The sequence below is a fragment of the Paenibacillus silagei genome (assembly GCF_017874735.1).
Classification (GTDB): Bacteria; Bacillota; Bacilli; order Paenibacillales; family Paenibacillaceae; genus Paenibacillus_AQ; species Paenibacillus_AQ silagei.
The window spans coordinates 18,952-35,320 of record NZ_JAGGLV010000042.1; the positions used below are offsets into that span (position 1 = coordinate 18,952).

Sequence of the window (16,369 nt, forward strand, 5' to 3'; positions counted from 1 at the left end):
ACCGCTTTTTTCATCCTATTCCCCGACTCTATACCAGAGCTCACAATATTCATAGCCGTCTGCGCTAGTACCATACATCTCGAAATTACCGCCGTCCAGAATCGTATAGGTTGAGGTTGGCAGCCATTCCGAGAAGATCCGGTTCTTCAATGACTGCAAATCGTATTTGCCGCTGCCGTTCCCGTCATGGAGTGTTGAGAACACGGCCCACGTAGACGCGGGAACATCAACGACAGTGTATCCGTTCACCTGGCTGCCTGGCGCTCTGTAGCACCCGATTAGATAAGGGAAGGTCGTGTTGCTGGTGAAGGTGTAGGCATCGAAGGCAAAGACTGCTCCAAGTTCCTTGCTGAAATTGCCTTCGTCTCTCCAAGCCCCGCTTACTGATTGGGCTAAACGTTCGAACTCACCATTCTTGCAGATATTTTGCCAAACCTCCGGGATCGTTACGCCCGCTTCATTCGCAATAGTGTCGTAGTGGTAGATATCCTCCAGTCCATACACTTGAAAAGCATCCCGTTTCTCCATCCGGTAATTCATTCCGGTCACTCCCTTTAAGATGATTTGAAAGGAGATGCGCGGATAGGCTCTTAACTCACTTCCGGCATTGCGCGCCAATGTAGGCGTCATTCCATGCAGATTGTGAAATGCACGGGAGAAGGCTTCCGGTGATTCATACCTGTACTTCAAGGCAATGTCCATTACAGTGTTCTTTCTGTCCTTTAGATCAAACGCAGCCAGCGTCAGTCTTCTGCGCCTGATATATTCGGATAACGGGACATCAAGTACAAATGAAAACATACGTTGAAACTGGTAAACCGAACATAAGGCGATTTTAGCGATTTGATCGTAGTCAATGTCTTGTTCCAGGTTATCTTCAATATAGCTGATCGCCCGGTTCATTCGCTCCAGCCACTCCACGCAATCCCTCCTTTCGTAAGAAGCATATCATCCGGTAGTAATCGTAGCCTGATTATCCATGCAGCATATTGTCAGGTGGTCATCTGAGCTGGAGCCGCTTTACTTTGGGAATAGTCGTGGCACCAGGGATCGTTTGGACTTTCGGACGCTGCGGCTCCTACAGTTCCAAACATCCCTTCCGCCACTCCTCCCAATCCACGAAATTGAGATTTTCTTTATCCTTCAGGCTCCATTCAATTATAGTTTTCACAGGGCCCGGCGTTATAACGTTGTCATCCCACAACTTCATAGGAAACATTAAATTTTTTATCTTCCGAAACAATAAATAGTTTGATCCGTCCGTAGTCTTCATCATCTTCTTTGACATACCAGAAGTAACTCTTTTCGCCATGAACGAACTTTCTTCTTCCCTTTGTATTAATAGCCAATGTGTTCATCTCTGCATTCGTAAATAATTCTATTTCCGATGTTCCACTTCATGAATAAATTAATATCCTCAATAGAATCGCGAATTCTCCATTCATACTCTTTGTTTTCGCGGAGCTCTCTCAGAACAATGGGTTTAACGATGTGTTTCTCTAATTGTCCCTTTGTCCTTGCAATATATGCGAATCCCAAAACCGCATTAGCCCGAACAGCAGCTGATTCATGGTTAGAGAGCCGGGCACAAATATCTTGAGCGAACTTCCAGTTCGAATGGTATTCACCGACAGAAAGAGGGAGCGTCAGAAGATCAGCGGTGTCATTTCTTTTTAGACGGTCCTTTATCTCCTCGCTGGAGAGATCATTGAGCGGCTTATAAATTCTGGTCATTTTTAGTATAATTCTCCTTCATCCCCTTGTACTTTGGCATTAAGTTCAATTGCAATCTCCTTCATCTTATCAATCACATTGCCTTCATCGGCTCCGGAAACTGTAAGTCTACCATTAGAATAACGAAAAGGAACCGTTACTTCATCAACCTTCCATATGAAAAAATCACCACTTATTGATATTTGAAATGGGCCAGATGTTGTGAAAATATTCGAATACTCGAAATCATTTTTATTCAAAAATATATCCTTTAACTCGTCAAGTGAAATGGGGTTTTCCGTACTCTCTGTCCAATGATTTGCTCTTGTAATATGAATATCATAGCTCATAATAATAATCTCCTTTGCAATAACTTCACTCTAATTATAAATATATCAAGTCAGTATTCAAACGGCTTTTACGTGTTCAAGCTGAGAAAAGGCATGTCACGAAAATGACACTGCATCCCTGTGCCGGTTGTTAGATTTTAGTAGAGAGGCGCAACTGATGTGGGAATTTGGAGTAATAAGAAAGATGATAGAAAAATATGAAATAGAGGAAAAGAGAGGATGTTTGGGATGAAGACAGGTAAAAAAGTGTTGACAGCCTTACTGGCTGCGGGGTTGAGCTTCGCCATGTTGACGGGTGTGAATCCGGGAAAGGTAGAGGCAGCGGCTAAGAAATACCCTGCGCTTCTGAAAATCAACGATTATTATGTGCTCTATACGGCACCGAAGGCGCCATATGTGGATGCCAACTACCGGACGATGATCCCGCTTCGCTCCATTAGCGAGCTGATGGGGGCGAAGGTCAGCTATGATGCCAAGGCTAGAACGGCTGCCATCGAAAAGGATAGTGTAACAGTTAAGTTCACAATTGGTTCCAAATCTATTTCGGTTAACGGAGTTGCCGGGTCAATGGATACGGTTCCGGTGATGGAGCAGAATTCGATGTTCATCCCGGTCAGTGTGCTGGCCGGACGTCTGGGCATTGTGAGCAAATGGGATCAGTCGAATCAGCTCTACACGCTGACGGGTGAAACCTTGATGCAGACGGATATGATCAAGTATTCTTTAGAGGACATTGAGCAAGGTCCCTTCACTTCCCCGCCGGGGAAGATTATTAGCGATGATGCGTTCCGGCCAGTTTCTTACACCTTTGATCCTGAAAAAGGCAGCTTTACGGTAAAGGCGAAGAATATAACAGGTAAGGATGTTTCTGAAGGAGCGGCGGATGTAGCAGCGTATATACTTTATGATGATCAATTGATTCAGTTTCCGGCGCAGAAGCGGGAAAGACCAGCTGTTCGTAAGGATGGAACGATTGAGGTTACCGTTAAAACCGAAACACCGAGTACTCCAGCTTATTTACTTGTAAAAGGGCGCCTGCTCGACCGTTCCGGAAATTAATTTCAATTTCGATTTTGAAACAGAGGTGAATTCGATTGATGGACACTCATATTCACATCCTCTGCGGCGACTCCTTCGGAGGCAGTGTGAAGCAGGTGCTTAAAGAATTTGGTTGGACGGATACGCATAAGCTGATTATCCTGCGGGAGAATTATGCTATAGGTCCGCTGGAGCAGTTGGATACGCCAGTAGGGAGGAAACTGCGCAGCGACTGGTTCCGCCAAAATATAACGGAAAACTATAATGTCTCATATGATTGTGAAGAAGAGTATACGGAGCTGCTCGACAACCTGGAGCAGATTCCTGAGCAGGCTAAGATTATAATCTGGACCAGTGGCAATGCTTGCGAGCAGACCGGGCTGCGTCTTATTGCTCATCTGTTGGGGAACAGACCGAACGAGATCATAGTGCGTGATGCCTGCGCAATCTGTGAGGAACTGTTCAATCGGCCGGATGCTTATATAAATTACTATCATTCCTGTGAGATTCCGTCAGACAAGCTTAGGGAAGCGCTTCTGCGGATTAATGACGGCAGCAGTCTAACTGCCGTGGATATTGCGCGGCTGTCTCAGGAATGGAAGGAGATCACCAGGCAGTCCGGCGTCCTGCGAATCTGGCATGAGGATACTGTGCTGGAGGTGCCCGCTGATTACTACGACAGCTATCTGCTGGAGAAGCTGGACTCGCTTCAGCCGCCGCCAGGGGATGATGGATTTCTGAAATCAGCCCGGCTGGTCGGAGAAGCGATCGGATATTGTGACCAGTATTTTGGGGATGCTTATTTCGAGCATAGGGTGAGAGAGTTGATCTACAGCGGGGTGCTGGAGATCAAGGGTGTTCCCACAGCGATGAGATTTTATAGCATCCGGCGCAGGAAAGGGTAAGGTATATAGAAGCACTAAAGAATTTAACAAAAAGCAAAAGAATCTTAGAGAAAATTTGGAACTCTGGGGGCGATAGCACCCGCTATGTCACGGGATTTTCCGCTTTATAAGAAGCACTAAAGCATTTAACAAAAAGCAAAAAGAAGCGGAGGGGAAATTTGGAACTGTAGGAGCGATAGCGTCCGCCTTTGTGTTTGGATTTCTACCGCGAGGAGCGGCTATAATCTGGAAATCCAAACACAACAGCGGCCGGAGGGCCAAATGTTCACCGCAGCGACGACCATGCTTGGAGTTCAGATCTTAAGTGCATTTTATATAGCAGCGGTTTAATCAGCAACAGCGGCCAGCAGTCCAAATGTTCACCGCAGCGACGACCAAGCTTTGAGTTCAAATCTAAGGAGGACAACCATGCAAACCTTATTTCGTTATAACTGGCAGGTCCGCGAGGAATGGTATCAATGGTGTGAGGAGCTGCCGGAAGAAGAACTGGTGAAGACACGCATTGGCGGGGTGGGCGGAATCCTGCAGACGCTGGTGCATATAGTGGATGTGGAATTAAGCTGGGTCCGGGATATGGAAGGTAAGCCGGATATCCGTTTAGACTTCACGGAGTATAATACTTTGCAGAAAATCAGAGAGGTGGATGCACGCTTCCGGCCGGAGGTGGAGTCCTTTATAGTGGCCTGGAATGAGGGATTGGAACGGAGGATTCTAAGGGAGGATCGGCTGGATGGGCAGGTTACCCAGCATAGATGGGGCGAAGTGATGCGCCATGTTGCCGCGCATGAGATTCATCACATCGGCCAGCTCTCCATCTGGTCCAGGGAACTCGGCCGGAAGCCAGTCTCGCCTAATTTGGTGCGCAGAGGTCTGGATACGTATTTACCCGGTACAGAATAAAGGAGGCTGCGGGTCTTAATATAGTCTGGAGCTGCAGCCTCCCCCGAACTTCTACTTCATATCTACAGCTCCGGCGGAAACCACAGATGGCGCAGATCGACCCAGCCCTGGCTGTTGAAGGTCACCCCGCGCACAGAGGGCAGATAGGCGGTCTCGGCAGGCCGTTCGTACAGAATATGCAGCTGGTGGTCACGGGTTAGAGTATCCTCGATCACCCGGAAGCCTTCCGCCCGAACGGCGGCGTCAGGCTCCCGCGAGATCTGGCGCAGCCTGCCCTCAATACCCGCACGGGTGCGTGGCTCGATATGCTGCGAGAGGGTCAGGTACAGGTCGTACAGCCGGAGCTGCTCATCCTGGTCACGGAGCAGCGAGAAGACGATCAGGTCGGACTTCAGGCGGATCGGACCTTTGAATTCCTCCGGCGACACGGATAACACCTTGCAGGAATATCCATGCTGCGTTAGTCTTGCGGCGATGTATTCGGCATCCCCGGCGTACTGCGGGATTGTGGCAATCTGCAAGACTTCAGCCGGAGGCGCTGCGAAATGCCGGAAGGGCACTCTCGGCGCTTCATGCAGACAGGACAGCAGTTCGGCACGGAGAAGGGGATCGCTTAGCGGTCCCTTTTTCTTCGTGTTGCAGGTTACGAATTTGCGGACATAGGACTCGGAGTGGATTCTGCTTAGAGAGTCTGCGCCCGCTGTTGACGGATTCGGTATGACATGGAAGGCAGAGCCGGTCTCTGAGGGCTCCCGGTCAAGGCTCCATGGGACATAGATAATCTCTACACGGTCCAGATGGGCCCGCCCCTGAAAATAATAAGGGAACACCTCCAGCACACAGATATCCTCATTCATCTCTACGACCTTGAACGGACCGGTGCCCGCCGGCCTGCGTCCAAACAGATTCTCTCCAATGGACTCCAGATCGCGGGGCACAATCGCCGCCCGGCTGGTGCAGAGGAAGGGAAGGAAGAGCTCATTCGGCTTCTTCAACAGGATGCGGACAGTAGAGGCATTCAAGGCCTGGACTGCATGAATCTCTTTGACAATATAGCTGTACAGCATGCGCTGCGAGGTAGACATCATCCGTTCGAACGAGTAGACGACATCCTCGGCGGTCAGTACCTTGCCATGATGGAACAAGACCTCCTTGCGCAGATGAAAAGTCCAGGCCGTCCGGCTCCCGTCTATCTCCCAGGCATGGGCCAGGCCGGGGATCACCTTGCCGCGTTCACCGCTGCGGCCGACCAGCCCGTCAAAAACATGGCTCGAGACAAACGACTCCGCCAGCAAATTCATATAGAGCGGATCGAAGGTATGGAGCTGCTGGGTGACCGGCAGCCGCAGCGTATCGATCCGCTTGTCGCTGTGCACCTCGGCATGATGCCCGAAGTAAGCCAGCAGCCAGCCTTGCAGTGTGTCCTGCAGCGATGAGGTGCGGGCATGTCCGCGGATGCCCTCCAGGGCACTGCTGATATCCTTGCTGCTTATGGCCTGCTTCATGGATTCCAGGGCAATGTCCTCGGCCGCCGCGAGGAACACCAGCTTGGAGCGCCGCCCCCGTCCCCGGCTGGGGGTCCAGGTGATCCAGCCGAGATCGGCCATTTTGCGGATCACATGCAGTGCATTGCGGTGGGTACAGCCAAGGGTCAAGGCCAGCTCGTCAAGGGTGACAGAGATCTCGGCAGGACCTCCATGCTGCGAATGCAGCTTCAGGAATTGACTGTGCAGCTTCATTTGGGACATTCTCCTCCTGCCTAATTTATAAAATAGGAAATTAATAATATTATATTTCTCTTTTTCTTCTTATTTTATCAGCTAGAATCAGGATATGACAGTAAAAAGATGGGGGAATTTACCATGGACGAACAAACGGTATCCAAACCGGGGCTTGGGCGTGTAGCCTTACTGGCCGCATTTCTGCTTGCGATTGTGCATCAGTACCTGTTCTACGGCAAAATGCCAGGGATCTCATACCCGATTTTTGTGGTCTTATTTTATGCTTTTATGCTCTATTTCGCCAAGGAGCAGCTGCGCAAGCAGACCTGGTTCAGCTATGTTTGGATGGTGTCCATATTTCTGTTGTCCCTGACCTATATGCTGTTCGGCAACTGGTTTTTCTTTGCACTTAATATCGTTGTTATTCCGGTGCTCATTCTATTACATATGACGTATATGCTTAGTTACCGCAAGCCCGCCTGGAGCGGACTCGCACTGATCGGCGCAGCGCTTGAGCATCTGTTCCCGCAAAGTCTGCGCAACTGGGCCACGGCATTGAGGCTGCTGCGCCGGGGCAAAGGCGGGATACCGAATGAACGCAAGCAGGTATTGATGCGGGTGCTGATCGGTCTGCTGATTTCCGTCCCGCTGCTGCTGATTGTGATCTCGCTGCTCTCTACGGCGGACGGAGTGTTCAGTCAGCTGCTGGAAGCACTCCCGAGGATTTTTGACAATATTTCACTGGGGGACTGGATCTTCCGGGGTCTGTGGGTTCTGCTGCTCGGGCTCTTCATGTTCGGCTTCGTCTGGGGGTTCGTACAGAGTAAATCTTATATCCGCACTCCTCTGGTCAGTGAGTTTGATGCGATGGGACAGAAGCTGGAAGCAGCTGAAGCTGGGGATGACGGTATCGGTCTTGATGACCCGGTCATTATCACTACCGTGCTGACTGCAATCAATGCGGTGTACATGCTGTTTGTGAGTGTCCAGTTCTCGTATCTGTTCGGGGCCTGGGACGGGATTCTGCCGGAGAACAGTACGTATGCGGACTATGCGCGGAGCGGTTTTCTGGAGCTGATTCTGGTCACATCCATTAACTTCGCGATCTTGCTGTTGTCCTTGCTGGCAGTGCGTAAAGCGGGCGGAATTCTGAAGCGGGTCATTCAGCTCCTGCTGTATATTCTGGTGTTATGCTCCATGGTCATGCTGTATTCTGCGTACTCGCGGCTGACTCTATATGAAGAGGCGTACGGTTACACCTACATCCGGTTCCTGGTGCATGCCTTCATGATCTTCCTCGGATTGCTGCTGGTGCTGGCGGCCGTGCGGATTAGCCGGGAACCCTTCCCGCTTCTAAAATGTTACATCGTGCTCGGCCTGCTCTCCTACGTGCTGATGAACTATATTGGGATGGATCATATCATTGCGCAGCAGAATATCCAGCGTTATGAAGCAAGCGGCACACTGGATGCCGGTTACCTGGCCGGACTCTCCGCAGATGTGGTTCCAGAGCTGATCGAATTCAGCAAGCAGGAGAAGGGGATTCTGGACGAGGCGCTGCGCAGCAGACTGTCTTACCGTACTCAGCCTAAGCAGAGCTGGACATCATTCAATCTGGCGAATCACCGGGAGCGCAGAGCGCTTGCGGAGTATTTTGCAGGAGAAGTAATACAGAAATAGCTTCCGGCCTCAGACTTGTGATACAGTAATTTCAGCAGAAATGACACAAGGAGAGAAGAAGCGCATGCAATCGATTATAAATCCGGAGGCGGTTCGAAGCCTTACCGAGCAGAATGGTCTCACAGCCATGTTCAGCAGCAGCGCCATTGCACAGATGGAGCTTCGGCGTTACGGCGGAGGGGAGGCAGTCTGCTCGGTGGGCGACCGGCTGGAGCATATGTTTTTCCTGATGCAGGGCAAGCTGAAGATTCATACGCTGCTGCCTAACGGCAAGTCGATGCTGGTCCGGTTCGCCCGGCCGATGTCAGTGATCGGGGATGTGGAGCTGCTGCGCCAGTATCCCGTCAAGAATGAGGTGGTCTCCGTAGGGGACAGCCTGCTGCTTGTCGCCGGAAGGAAGCTGCTGCTCCGGGAGATTGAAGACAATACAGCGCTGCTGCGTTTCCTGGTCGGAGAGCTGAGCCACAAAATGTACACGCTCGGCCAGACCTCAGCCATGAATGTGCTCTATCCGGTGGAGAACCGGTTCGCCAGCTATCTGATGTCGCTGTTCGCGGACAACACTGGCGCCCAGCGCGTTGAAGAGATTCGCACCTCCACGCTGACAGAGACCGCCGATCTGCTCGGCACCAGCTACCGGCATCTGAACCGGGTAGTGCGCCGCCTGATTGAAGATGGGATTATTGAACGCAGGAACGGCCGGCTGATTGTGCGGGATGAGGAGCGGCTGGCAATGCTTGCGAACGGGAACCTGTATGATTGAACCGGAATTAAGGGACGTAATTCATAGAACCTCCATTCCTGCTTTTGGCAGGGGTGGAGGTTTTTTTGTGCTCCCGGCAGCGTATTTCAGTTTCATTTAAGAATGAAGATGTACGATACATAGAGGTTACACAGTAGAGCTTACATATCGAGTGGAGGTAGTTATCATGTTCAACAGACTTAGAGGAATCCGGGCCAAAATCATGTTTGGTTTCGCCGCTGTTATTATCGTGTTCATTCTCGCTATATTCGGCAGTACTATATTTCAGGCTAAGGTAACCATGCTTACAGAGCAGATCAACCGCAATTACAGCAAGCTGTCGATGGTACAGAAATTAACCGATGATATCCGGACGGCGGACGGTCTGGCCGCAAGGTATGTGATGAGTAATACCACGGAGGAGCGAACAGCCAATCTGACCGCCTATGAAGCCAAGATACCAGAGATTACAGCCTCAGTCGAAGAGCTTAAGGGAGCCGGTCTGAATGAAGCGGAGCTTGCGGGAATTCAGAATCTGGAGGGAGAATGGGACAATTATCTGACGGTGCTGGAGCAGGCTTTTGCCTTGGCTAAGGAAGGGAACTTCCCGCAAGCGCAGAAGTCGTTCACAAGCCTCTCCCTTACGACGATCATCGATTCACAGCTGGTGTTCGAGACGATGCTGCATGATGAAATTATGAAGGAACAGAGTCAGGCGGCAACCCACCGCAGCTCCTCTATGATTACCAGCATGGGGGTGACGGGATTATCGGTGGTACTGGCTCTGTTGATCGCATTCGTATTGTCTGCACGGATACTGAAGCCGGTGAAGGATGTCAACAGGCAGCTTCAGGAGATTGCCGACGGCGATGCCGATCTAACCCGCAAGCTTAGTGTGCAGACGAAGGATGAGATCGGTGAGCTGGCCCGGAATTTCAATACAATGACCGATAATCTGGCAACGATGATCACCCAGGTGAAGCTATCCGCGAACGGTCTGGCGGCTTCTTCAGTGAAGCTGACCTCAGATAGCGGATTGACCGCCGAAACGACCGAGAAGATCTCCGGGATTATGGGTGAGGTCGCAAGTGGTACGGGCATGCAGATGAATGACCTGCAGACTAACATGAACACCATTATTGAAATGTCGGACGGAATTCAGCTGATTGCTGCCAGTGTACAGGATATCTCGGAAGCTTCCCTGCGTTCTGCAGATTATGCCGTTGTCGGGGATCAATCCCTGCAATCTGCCGTCCGGCAGATGGAATCCATCAACGAATCCATTCAGTCCTTATCGGAAAAGGTTATGGGCTTCGTGAAGCGTTCACAGGACATTAGCAGCATTGTCAGTGTGATCAAGGGGATCGCCTCGGAGACGAATATGCTGGCACTGAATGCGACCATCGAAGCGGCCCGGGCCGGAGAACACGGCAGAGGCTTTGCTGTGGTAGCCGATCAAGTGCGCAGACTGGCTGAGCAGTCCGCAGATTCCGCCAATCAGATTGCTGAAATGGCAACCGGAATCCAGGCCGATGCAGATCATGCAGTGAAGGTGATGAAGAACAGCATGAACGAAGTGCTGGGGGGAACCCGGATCATAGAAGAGGCCGGGCAGTCCTTCAATGCCATCCGCCATTCGATTGATTCACTAGCGGGACAGGTTCAGGAGGTATCCGGAGCGGTAGAAGAAATCACGGCAGCGACGGAGGAGATTGTAGACTCTATCCGTAACGTTACGCATATCTCGGAGACTACAGCGGCAAGTACACAGCAAGTATCCGCTGCATCGCAAGAGCAGATGGCTTCAGTGGAACAGATCGCCTCTTCTGCCAGTGCCCTCAGCATGCTGGCGCAAGGTCTGCAAGGTCTGGTAGCACGTTTCAATGTATAATTAGGCGAGCCCCCAACCTGAACGAAGGTAGGGGGCTTGATCTTGCTTATCTGTTACTTTTTCATATATTGCCGGTACAGCTCTTCACAAGTATCGTAACGCTGGGGCTGCCGCCCGACCCGCTGATATTCCTCCAGATAGTCATCCATTGCCAGGAGGAACCGGTCCTTGAACAGATCCAGATTACTTGCATCAAAATACTGCATGAGTTCGAACTTCCGGGTTCCCCGCGACTCAGTCATTTCATCCAGCAGACCCTGCGCTCCCATGGCGGCGTAGAAGGCGTAAGAAGCATCCTTACTTTCAGCGCTGGCAATGATCTTGTTGCGGTAGTTGCACCATAATTCCTCATAGGTGCCCGCCAGATTATCATAGGTAGGAACAGGCTGTTCCACATATTTCTGATACAGGGTGCTGTACAGATCGAGGATACTTTTGAGCAGAATGCCGGAGGTACTTCGGATCTCGTCCGTCGTCGTCGCGCAGATCACATTCATATAGATCGTCTCATAATTCTCAGGGAGGTAGCGGTAAGCTGCGGTGTCCTCCAGGTATCTTTTCAGCCCTCTTTTCAGATAAGTATTGTTCATATGCGTCAAAGCGTTCACCAGATTGTAGACCAACTCCGCTGAAGCCAGCCTTACGGCTCCCTTATCCTCTGTAAGACAAATGTTCGCATATTCCTGCTTGGCCAGATCGATCCACTTCTTCGCCCGTTCCAGAGAATCGCGTCCCATGGGCTTCGCCAGAGCATCCAGCGCCCGTTGCTGATAGACCCTAAGCTTCTCCAGATCCTCAGGCTTGGCATAGTAGAGCACCTGCAAATCTATTAGAGAGGAGATCATCGGACTTTCAAGAGCGGCCTGTTCTTCGATCCGGGTCTCCCAAGGAGTGCAGTAGATATCATAACCGACATCCCCCAGAATGAAGCAGGACGAGATGCCCCAGCCTTGGTTGTTATTATTGATGATGATCAGATCCAGGTCGCTTTTCTCATGATAATCCCCGGTACGGCAAGAGCCCGTAAGCCCGATCACCGCAATCTCCTCTGGATAATCCCGTTTGGCCCGCTCGATCACCATGTTGATCAATTTTTCGTTTTTGGATAATAGCTCCTGCCTGGTGCTTTCATTCATAGCTGATTCCTCCTGCGCTGTGGCTTGTTGTTGTATTCATTGTAAAAGGATCTGCCGTCCGCGGGTATGCCGACTTCAGTTAGGTCCATTCTCTCCCTGAGCGCTCCGTATGTACGCACATACTTTTCATAGAATACGCCATCGACCTGAGCCAGGCTCTATCTTATATTATTACCATAATTTGTTTTATGAAAGCGCATACTCGAAGGTGGCACCATAATCTATGGGAGGTGGTTGTCAAATGATCAGCAGAACTAGGTCTTCGGTAGCAAGGACATTCCTGATGTACGGTCTGATGCTTGTGTTATGTGTGGGACAGCTCGCGTTATTTCCGGCAGTGGGGGCAGCGGCAGGCAATCTGGCTCAGGGCAAGACGATCAACGCAAGCTCAGTCGGTGATGTGTATGTAGCAGCGAATGCTAATGACGGTAACCAGGGTACGTACTGGGAGAGTGCCAGCAATGCTTTTCCGCAATGGATCAAGGTGGATCTGGGTGCCAGCAGCAGTGTGAATCAGGTTGTACTGAAGCTGCCTGCGGGCTGGGAAGCCAGAACACAAACGCTGTCTGTGCAAGGCAGTACGGATGATGCGTCTTACAGCAATCTGGCGGCGTCTGCGGGGTATGCCTTCAATCCGGGCAGTGCGAACTCCGTCACCATCAACTTCACAGCTGCAACCGCCCGGTATGTCAAAATCAACTTCACGGGCAACACCGGCTGGCCCGCAGCGCAGCTGTCGGAGTTTGAGGTGTACGGCACCACGGCCTCGCCACCCGGAACCTATGAAGCGGAGGCCGCTGCCTTATCCGGCGGGGCCAAGACGAATACCGATCACAGCGGCTATACCGGTTCTGCCTTCGTAGATGGCTACCTGACGCAGGGAGCAGCCACAACCTTCACGGTAACGGCTCAGGCGGCAGGGAATTACAGCGCAGCCCTGCGGTATGCCAATGCGTCCGGGAGTACCAAGACCCTCAGTATCTACGTGAACGGAACGAAGGTCAAGCAGACCTCGCTTGCCAATCTCTCGAATTGGGATACCTGGTCGACACAGGCAGAGATTCTTGCCTTGAACGCCGGAACCAACACCATTGCTTACAAATATGATGCGTCTGACTCCGGCAATGTGAATCTGGATCAGCTTGTGCTGAGCGCTTCCTCGACGCCGACGGCAACGGCTACGCCAGCTCCGACGGCTGTGCCGACCGCAGCCCCAACGGCTACGCCAACCGTAGCTCCAACGATTGCGCCGACCGTTGCACCGACGGCTACACCTACTGTAGCCCCAACGGCGACTCCGGCTCCGACGATCACGCCAACGGCCACCCCGAGCACGGGTCCCGGCTCGAATCTGGCGGTCGGCAAGGCTATCCATGCTTCTTCTTCTATCTTTACCTTCGTCCCCTCCAATGCCAATGATGGAGATGTCACTACCTACTGGGAAGGTGCGGGCGGCAGCTATCCGAATACGCTGACCGTCAGCCTCGGCGCGAATGCCAATGTCACCTCGGTGGTCGTGAAGCTCAATCCGGCAGCTGCCTGGTCAACCCGTACCCAGACGATCCAGGTGCTGGGACATAACCAGTCCACAGGAACGTTCACCAGTCTGGTACCTGCGGCAGAGTATACGTTTAATCCGGCCAGCGGCAATTCAGTGACCATTCCGGTGACCGCTACAGTCAGTGAGCTGCAGCTGAGAATTACGGCGAATTCCGGTTCAGGCGCCGGACAGGTAGCCGAGCTTCAGATTATCGGCACACCGGCGGCGAATCCTGACCTGACGGTAACCGGAATGTCATGGAGTCCGTCCGCTCCGGTAGAGACCGATGCCCTCACGCTGAGTACCAGCGTCAAGAATATCGGCTCAGCGGCTTCGGCCGCAACCACAGTCAGCTTCTATGTCGGCACCACCCTTGCCGGGACAGCACCGGTGGGTGCGCTCGCCGCAGGAGCTTCCGCGAATGTATCCTTCAGCCTCGGAGCGAAGGATGCCGGAACCTATACGGTAAGCGCCAAGGTTGACGAGAACAACAATGTCATTGAGCTGAATGAGGGCAATAACAGCTATGCCCATCCTACGGGCCTTACTGTGAATCCGGTATCCAGCTCGGATCTGATTGCTTCTCCGGTAAGCTGGTCTCCCGGCAACCCGGCAGCAGGCAACACGGTCAGCTTCTCGGTAGCCATTAAGAATCAGGGGACGGCGGCTTCAGCCAGCGGTGCGCACAACATTACGCTGACCTTGACCGATGCTACGACAGGCGCAGTCCTCAGAACGTTGACTGGCTCCTATAATGGTGTCATTGCTGCCGGAAGTACTACGGCCCCTGTGGCTCTTGGGACCTGGACGGCAGTGAACGGAAAATATAATGTCAAAACAGAAATTGCCGTGGATGGCAACGAACTGGCGGTAAAGCGGGCCAACAACATCCAGAACCAGTCGCTCTACATCGGACGCGGAGCCAATATGCCTTACGATATGTATGAGGCAGAAGATGGAGTGATCGGCGGCGGAGCTGTCAAGCTGGCACCGAACCGGAATATCGGCGATCTGGCCGGTGAAGCTTCAGGCAGACGGGCCGTTACGCTGAATACCACAGGCAGCTATGTTGAATTCACGACCAAAGCCAGCACGAATACCTTGGTTACCCGGTTCTCTATTCCCGATGCTCCGGGCGGTGACGGCACTACAGCTACACTCAACATCTACGTCAATGGAGTGTTCAACAAGGCCATTACCTTGACCTCCAAATACGCCTGGCTGTATGGCTCGGAGGCCAGTCCCGGCAATTCGCCGAGTGCCGGAGCCCCGCGTCACATCTATGACGAAGCGAATATCATGTTCGACAGCACGATTCCGGCAGGCAGCACGATCCGGCTGCAGAAGGATGCAGCCAACACTTCGCAATATGCGATAGACTTCGTGAGCTTGGAGCAGGTATCGCCAATAGCCAATCCTGACCCGTCCAAGTATACCGTTCCGCTTGGATTCACGCATCAGGATGTGCAGAATGCGCTGGATAAGGTCCGTATGGATACAACGGGTAATCTTGCGGGTGTCTATCTTCCTGCCGGAAATTATGAGACCTCGAATAAATTCCAGGTCTACGGCAAGGCAGTGAAGATCATCGGAGCCGGACCGTGGTATACCCGGTTCTACGCTCCGCTCAACCAGTCGAATACAGACATCGGCTTCCGGGCGACGGATTCAGCGAATGGCTCAACCTTCTCGGGGTTTGCTTACTTCGGCAACTATACTTCACGGATTGACGGCCCCGGCAAGGTGTTCGACTTCTCCAATGTGGCGAACATAACGATCGACAACATCTGGACGGAGCATCAGGTATGTATGTACTGGGGCGCGAATACCGATTATATGGTCATTAAAAACTCGCGCATCCGCAATACCTTTGCCGACGGCATCAATATGACCAACGGCAGCACGAACAATCTCGTGTCTAACATCGAGGCGCGGGCAACCGGAGATGACAGCTTCGCCTTGTTCTCGGCGATCGATTCCGGCGGCTCCGACATGAAGGACAATGTCTATGAGAATCTAACGTCCATTCTGACCTGGCGGGCAGCCGGTCTTGCCGTCTACGGAGGGTATGCGAATACCTTCCGCAACATCTATATTGCGGATACTCTTTGCTACTCCGGCATTACGATCAGCTCGCTGGACTTCGGTTATCCGATGAACGGCTTCGGGGCATCACCGACGACGAACTTCCAGAATATCTCCGTCGTCCGCTCAGGCGGACATTTCTGGGGCGCACAGACCTTCCCGGCCATCTGGGTATTCTCCGCTTCCAAGGTGTTCCAGGGCATCCGGGTCAGCGATGTGGACATCATCGACCCGACCTATCACGGAATTATGTTCCAGACGAACTATTCCGGCTCTACGCCGCAGTTCCCCGTAGCCGATACGATCTTCTCGAACATTACGATTTCCGGTGCCCTCAAGAGCGGAGATGCTTTCGATGCCAAGTCCGGTGTCGGTATCTGGGCTAATGAATTGCCGGAGCCCGGCCAAGGGCCGGCGGTGGGCAGCGTGGTCTTCAACAACCTGAAGATCCTGAACACGGTAACGCCGATCAAAAACACAACCTCCACGTTCACGATAACGGTGAATCCGTAGGGGAACGAAGCAACGCCTTCTATGAAGCAGCGCACACAAAAAAACCGCCGCCCGTGTGTCCGAGGCCACTGAAAAAGTCCATAAAGAACTGAAAGAGACATTCGACACAAAGAATGTCTCTTTTTCTCGTTACAATAAAAGAATTAAATCAAAGG

General features: G+C 52.0%; 13 protein-coding genes. 7 read left to right on the top strand and 6 right to left on the bottom strand.

Translation table 11 applies throughout. The features are described 5' to 3' along the window. Positions 1 to 15: 15 nt before the first annotated feature. The 4 genes from J2Z70_RS32420 to J2Z70_RS32435 all read right to left on the bottom strand — a co-directional run bounded on the left by J2Z70_RS32420 (position 16) and on the right by J2Z70_RS32435 (position 2,063). Positions 16 to 921, bottom strand: a complete 906-nt coding sequence (locus tag J2Z70_RS32420) for an AraC family transcriptional regulator (protein ID WP_209879811.1) — start codon at positions 919 to 921, stop codon at positions 16 to 18. A gap of 272 nt (positions 922 to 1,193) precedes the next feature. Next, positions 1,194 to 1,349 carry a hypothetical protein gene (locus tag J2Z70_RS32425; protein WP_209879813.1) on the bottom strand — a complete coding sequence of 52 codons (156 nt, stop codon included), beginning with the start codon at positions 1,347 to 1,349 and terminating at the stop codon, positions 1,194 to 1,196. Beyond that, positions 1,339 to 1,734 (bottom strand): hypothetical protein, encoded by a 396-nt coding sequence (locus J2Z70_RS32430; protein WP_209879816.1) that lies wholly within the window; start codon positions 1,732 to 1,734, stop codon positions 1,339 to 1,341. Before J2Z70_RS32430 ends, J2Z70_RS32425 begins: the two co-directional genes overlap by 11 nt. 2 nt (positions 1,735 to 1,736) lie before the next feature. After that, positions 1,737 to 2,063 (bottom strand): hypothetical protein, encoded by a 327-nt coding sequence (locus tag J2Z70_RS32435; RefSeq protein ID WP_209879819.1) that lies wholly within the window; start codon positions 2,061 to 2,063, stop codon positions 1,737 to 1,739. A 228-nt stretch (positions 2,064 to 2,291) separates the two neighbouring features. On the opposite strand from J2Z70_RS32435, the gene J2Z70_RS32440 reads away from it, so the two are divergent. The 3 genes from J2Z70_RS32440 (at position 2,292) to J2Z70_RS32450 (ending at position 4,906) form a co-directional block, all read left to right on the top strand. After that, complete coding sequence (locus J2Z70_RS32440) at positions 2,292 to 3,122, top strand: copper amine oxidase N-terminal domain-containing protein (RefSeq protein ID WP_209879822.1); 831 nt, start codon at positions 2,292 to 2,294, stop codon at positions 3,120 to 3,122. A gap of 38 nt (positions 3,123 to 3,160) precedes the next feature. After that, the gene (locus tag J2Z70_RS32445) at positions 3,161 to 4,006 is read left to right on the top strand and encodes a DUF1835 domain-containing protein (RefSeq protein ID WP_209879825.1); all 846 of its coding nucleotides are present in this window, start codon (positions 3,161 to 3,163) and stop codon (positions 4,004 to 4,006) included. A 408-nt stretch (positions 4,007 to 4,414) separates the two neighbouring features. Further along, positions 4,415 to 4,906 (top strand): DinB family protein, encoded by a 492-nt coding sequence (locus tag J2Z70_RS32450; protein WP_209879828.1) that lies wholly within the window; start codon positions 4,415 to 4,417, stop codon positions 4,904 to 4,906. Positions 4,907 to 4,968: 62 nt separating this feature from the next. Here the strand turns inward: J2Z70_RS32450 and J2Z70_RS32455 are convergent, their stop codons facing one another. Then, a complete protein-coding gene (locus J2Z70_RS32455) occupies positions 4,969 to 6,645 on the bottom strand; it encodes an ABC transporter substrate-binding protein (RefSeq protein WP_209879831.1) in 1,677 nt (558 codons plus the stop codon). Between the two features lie 123 nt (positions 6,646 to 6,768). Between J2Z70_RS32455 and J2Z70_RS32460 the strand changes: the two genes are divergently transcribed. The 3 genes from J2Z70_RS32460 to J2Z70_RS32470 all read left to right on the top strand — a co-directional run bounded on the left by J2Z70_RS32460 (position 6,769) and on the right by J2Z70_RS32470 (position 10,940). Next, positions 6,769 to 8,307 carry a DUF4153 domain-containing protein gene (locus J2Z70_RS32460; protein ID WP_209879834.1) on the top strand — a complete coding sequence of 513 codons (1,539 nt, stop codon included), beginning with the start codon at positions 6,769 to 6,771 and terminating at the stop codon, positions 8,305 to 8,307. A gap of 64 nt (positions 8,308 to 8,371) precedes the next feature. After that, positions 8,372 to 9,070 (top strand): Crp/Fnr family transcriptional regulator, encoded by a 699-nt coding sequence (locus J2Z70_RS32465; protein ID WP_209879837.1) that lies wholly within the window; start codon positions 8,372 to 8,374, stop codon positions 9,068 to 9,070. Positions 9,071 to 9,236: 166 nt separating this feature from the next. Beyond that, complete coding sequence (locus tag J2Z70_RS32470; protein ID WP_209879840.1) at positions 9,237 to 10,940, top strand: methyl-accepting chemotaxis protein; 1,704 nt, start codon at positions 9,237 to 9,239, stop codon at positions 10,938 to 10,940. Between the two features lie 53 nt (positions 10,941 to 10,993). On the opposite strand, the gene J2Z70_RS32475 is transcribed toward J2Z70_RS32470, so the two are convergent. Continuing rightward, positions 10,994 to 12,076, bottom strand: coding sequence for a nucleotidyltransferase domain-containing protein (locus tag J2Z70_RS32475; protein ID WP_209879844.1), 1,083 nt, complete (start codon positions 12,074 to 12,076; stop codon positions 10,994 to 10,996). A gap of 241 nt (positions 12,077 to 12,317) precedes the next feature. Here J2Z70_RS32475 and J2Z70_RS32480 point away from each other — a divergent pair, with 241 nt between their 5' ends. Beyond that, entirely contained in the window at positions 12,318 to 16,214 is a 3,897-nt protein-coding gene (locus J2Z70_RS32480) for a galactose-binding domain-containing protein (RefSeq protein ID WP_245368704.1), read from the top strand. Positions 16,215 to 16,369 lie beyond the last annotated feature (155 nt).